Raw genomic sequence first — 4,317 nt, 5'->3', positions numbered from 1 at the left:
CAATCAGACTGGCTACCGCGTTGGCATCCGTGTGAATGCCGACGTGCTCGATGCAGAGGACAAGCTGTACAGGGCGCGGCGCGATCTGGCGCGCGCCCGTGCGGAAACGCTTGTGCAGGGACTGAAGCTGAAGGCAAGCACCGCCGATCTCAGTGAGACCGATCTGGCCGCTCTCGACGCGTTGCTCGGCGAGAACGCTCTCTCGGCGCTCCCACGCTCCAACGCACCGGTGGCGCGCTAATGTACCAACTCATCAAACGTCACCTGCTTGTCGCGGCCGTGTTCGGCATCGCGTCGAATTTGCTCGTGCTTGCACCTACCATCTATCTGCTCCAGGTCTTTGACCGAGTGTTGCCAAGCCAGAGCATCGAAACTCTGCTAATGCTCATGGCTTTCATGGTGATTGCACTCGGGATGAATCTGGGGGTCGACATTGCGCGCAGCCGGATCTTGTCCGATCTGGGCTTGAAGATAGGCAATCGGCTCGACCGGTTGACGCTTGCGGCGCAGATTTCAGCGCATGCGCGCCGACTGCAGCAGAAGCCAATCGCAGGGCCGGGCGACATCAATACACTGCGCGCATTCCTGGCCGGTTCGGGCGTGATTGCCTTCTTTGACGCACCTTGGCTGCTGGTTTATCTCGTTGTCATCGGCCTCTTTCACTGGACCCTGGCGTTGATCGCCGCGGTTAGTGCGCTTGTGTTGATTTGTGTTGCGTTCGCTAACGACCGGCTCACCCGGAAAGCCATCCAGTCCTACCTTGTCCGGCAGCGTGAAGGCGATGTGTTCTATCAGCAGATCATGCGTAACGCCGAAGTCATGACTGTGCTCGGGATGGTGGGCAACCTGGTGGACGCTTGGGATACCCGCAAGCGCGAATACATCGCTGCGCAGCGTAGCGTGTCCGACAGCAGCGCGTTCTATCGAGACGTGACCAAGACGCTGCGGCAGGCGATCCAGGTCATCATGATGGCGGCTGGTGCAGTACTCGTGATCGCCGGCCATGCTACGCCCGGGGTGATGCTGGCCACGACCATTCTGCTTGGCAAAGCCCTGGCACCCATTGAACAGTTGATCGGTAACTGGAAGCAAGCGGGCGAACTTCGCGAGGCTTGGCCACGACTGAATGCGTTACTAGCCGTTCAGGCCGACACTGATCCGGTGGAACTGCCGCCGCCAACAGGCGAAATTCGCGTTGAACACATCGCCTTTAGTGTGCCCGCGCGAACGCCAGGGATGGGTCGGCTGTTGCTACGCGGCATTGACTTCGCGCTCGCCGCTGGGCAGACGCTGATCATCACGGGTCCAAGCGCGTCGGGAAAGTCCACGCTACTACGTGTCATCTCCGGGCTTTGGAGTCCGCAGGCCGGCACCGTGCGGCTCGACGGAGCCGACATAGCGCAGTGGCCCAGGCCGTCACTCGGGCGGTATCTCGGCTATGTGCCGCAGGACGTTGAACTATTCGCCGGTAGCGTCGCGGAAAACATCGCGCGTACCGCGAAACCGTTGCCGCTCGACTCCGCCGCCATTGTTCGCGCGGCACAGCGCGCGGGCGTTCACGAGGTAGTCCTGGGTTTGCCCCAAGGTTACGAGACGTTAATTGGAGATTCTGGCGAACTCTTGTCCGGTGGGCAACGCCAGCGCATTGCCCTTGCACGCGCTTTATATGGTGAGCCCGCTCTGCTGTTGTTGGACGAGCCGAACGCCAGCCTCGATACCGAAGGGGAAGCCGCACTTGACCGGGTGATGCGGCAGTTAAAAGCCGATGGCGTGACCATCATTGCGGTCACTCACCGGCCATCACTGATAGCGCTTGGCGACCGAATCCTGCGCTTGAAGGACGGGCAAGTGGAGCAGTTTGGGCCGCCTCCGGATTTGCCTCAGACGGGAGACGACCGGCTTGCCGGGGGCATGGGTTCCGCTGAAGTAAGCGAAATAGCTGATGTCGATATAACGATGCTTCAAGCCACTCGTTCTTCGCTGAAGCCGATTTTGCAGCATGTGATTGAACCGCTGATTGGAGGCAACCGATGAGACGGTTTAATTTACGACGTTTAGCTGAAACCGCGCGTGGTTTATTAGAACGCCCGCGGGTATCGGATGCGAACACGCTGCCGCTTCCCCGCCGGCTGATTGCGGTGAGTGCCGTGGGCGTTGCGATAGGGTTAGCTCTGATGTGGGGCTGGGCGTCGCTCGCTCCGCTTTCCGGTGCGGTTGTTGCCGAAGGTGTAGTGCGAACCGAAGGCGAGCGGAAGACGGTGCAGCATCAGGAGGGCGGCATTGTAAAGAGTATTTTGGTCCGCGATGGCGATCACGTGAAAGCCGGCCAAGTGCTGATCGTGCTGGATAACGTTAGCCCGGCCGCCGAACTGTCCGCATTGCAGGCGCAGTATGACGCCGAGCAGGCGAAGATCGCGCGCTTGTTGGCCGAGCGCGAACTCAAGGACACAGTCACGTTTCCGGCTGCCCTCGTTAGTCAGAGCAATGATCCTCGCGTCGTCGAAACACTGGCTCGTGAATCGGCTCTTTTCATGGCACGTCGCCGCGCGTTCGTTGAGCAAAGCTCAATGCTGCGTACCGAACTCGCCCAGACGCGTCAGGAAATTGCGATCAATGCGCAGATGGTTCAGACAATGAGCCATAGCCACGAGATGGCAGGTCAGCAAAGGCGAACCAACGAAGCGTTGCAGCAGGAAGGTTTCGTGGCAGAAACAAAGGTACTCGATCTTCGGCGTACGGAGGCCGATGCACTGTCACGCGTTCAGTCTGGCAATGCCGATCTAAGTCGCGCAAAACAGCGGCAGACTGATCTTGAGCTGAGGATCAATGCCCTGCGTAATGATTATGTGAAAACCGCTGACGACGAACTCAAGGACGCCACTACTCGCGCGGTCCAGATGAGTGAGAGGCTTCGCCCGGCTCACGATCTCTCGGCCCGTACGCGAGTAATGGCGCCGGTTGCCGGGGTGATTGTCGGGTTGAAGGTCCATACCATTGGGGCTGTGGTCGGTCCTCGCGAACCCATTGTCGATGTCGTGCCTGAAGGCGCACCGCTGATTGTGGAGGCGAACATCAGGCCGGACGACGTTCGGCAAATTGGGCCGGGAAGTCATGCTGATGTCCGCTTGACTGCGTACAACTCGCGTACCACACCCATGCTTGACGGCAAGGTGACCTATATCTCCGCCGACGCCCTGAGCGACAAAGACCGGCAAACCCGTGTCTATGTTGTGCGCGTGGAGGTGCCGGCGCAGGCGGTGGAGAAAGCCAACCGCCTTGCAAAGGATCCGATCACGCTTGGGCCGGGGCTTCGCACTGAGGTCTATATCCGCAAGCGCGCGCGCTCGGCTTTTGACTATCTGCTTGAGCCAATTAAAGACGGGATTCGTAAGTCGATGCGGGATTGATGCGGTTGTTTGATCAACATATGAACTGTTTTTCCTGGTAATTCCGCTAAGTTGGAGCTGTGATGACAAAAAGATTATCGAGAAACTTGTTTCTTACGTGCGTGGCACTAACAGCGCTTGTATCAACCAAAATGTGTTTGGCTGATGACACACCGCGCCCTGAATTGGGGTGTCGTTTGCTTGATGCTGACGGAACTCCGGTAGATAGGGCTGATTTTTCATTTCAGCAGCGAATCGCGGTCGGTCGGTGCATGAATACGGCAGATCGAGATAAGGAGCTGGAGACGACGCAGATGAAAAGCCAGCGACAAAACATTGAAAACGCCAAGATCATGCGTAGGTCGGAGAATCAACTTGCAATATCGGGATTTAGGTCACCGTGGCGGCCGTCTGGGTCGCCGCATACCGTGCCGGGAATTCCATGATGCAATTTCGGTAAGTGAGACACGAAGTTCGTGAAGTTTTTTAAAGGAGAAGCACTGATGAAACCTGTTGAAAAAACTGTAGTCCATAACGTTGCATTGGCTAGCAATTTAGATTATGCGCAGTCGCTGGATCGGTTGGAAGAACCTGTCGCGATGGTAAGCCAGTTGAATTATATAAAACCGGAAAACCCGCCAGCAGAGTCGGGTGGTTTTCAGGAAACGAATGGGGTGGTCTTCCAGAATCTAGGGGGACCGAAAGACTTGCCGGAGTCATTTTGTCGGATGATGAGCCGCTTATGAAATGAAAAAGATCAGGATTTTATTTACTGCCTCAGGCATGGCAATGCTCGCAGCGTGCGCGCCTCTAAAGGTAGATCAATCGCCGCCTCGAACATCTACTGATTTCCTGCTGGATATAAAGGCGGTCGCCGACGCAAATGATTTTACTAACATCGACGTCGTTGGTAAGAAATTGAGGATTGATC

4 protein-coding genes and 1 pseudogene are annotated in these 4,317 nt (G+C 57.1%); all 5 read left to right on the top strand.

Annotated elements, in window-relative coordinates; all coding sequences use genetic code 11:
- A pseudogene (locus WCA53_RS30355) lies at nucleotides 1–241 on the top strand (channel protein TolC); the annotation flags it as partial.
- Complete coding sequence (locus WCA53_RS30350) at nucleotides 241–2,034, top strand: type I secretion system permease/ATPase (protein ID WP_423920127.1); 1,794 nt, start codon at nucleotides 241–243, stop codon at nucleotides 2,032–2,034. The pseudogene WCA53_RS30355 and the gene WCA53_RS30350, both read left to right, overlap by 1 nt.
- Nucleotides 2,031–3,407, top strand: a complete 1,377-nt coding sequence (locus tag WCA53_RS30345) for an HlyD family type I secretion periplasmic adaptor subunit (RefSeq protein WP_423920124.1) — start codon at nucleotides 2,031–2,033, stop codon at nucleotides 3,405–3,407. Before WCA53_RS30350 ends, WCA53_RS30345 begins: the two co-directional genes overlap by 4 nt.
- A gap of 482 nt (nucleotides 3,408–3,889) precedes the next feature.
- The gene (locus WCA53_RS30340) at nucleotides 3,890–4,132 is read left to right on the top strand and encodes a hypothetical protein (protein WP_423920119.1); all 243 of its coding nucleotides are present in this window, start codon (nucleotides 3,890–3,892) and stop codon (nucleotides 4,130–4,132) included.
- 1 nt (nucleotide 4,133) lies between these two features.
- On the top strand, nucleotides 4,134–4,317 hold a 184-nt coding region (locus WCA53_RS30335), incomplete at its 3' end, for a hypothetical protein (RefSeq protein WP_423920116.1).

The sequence above is a fragment of the Caballeronia sp. genome, from assembly GCF_049581465.1.
Taxonomy (GTDB): Bacteria; Pseudomonadota; Gammaproteobacteria; order Burkholderiales; family Burkholderiaceae; genus Caballeronia.
This window is presented reverse-complemented; position numbering and strand designations above follow the sequence as displayed.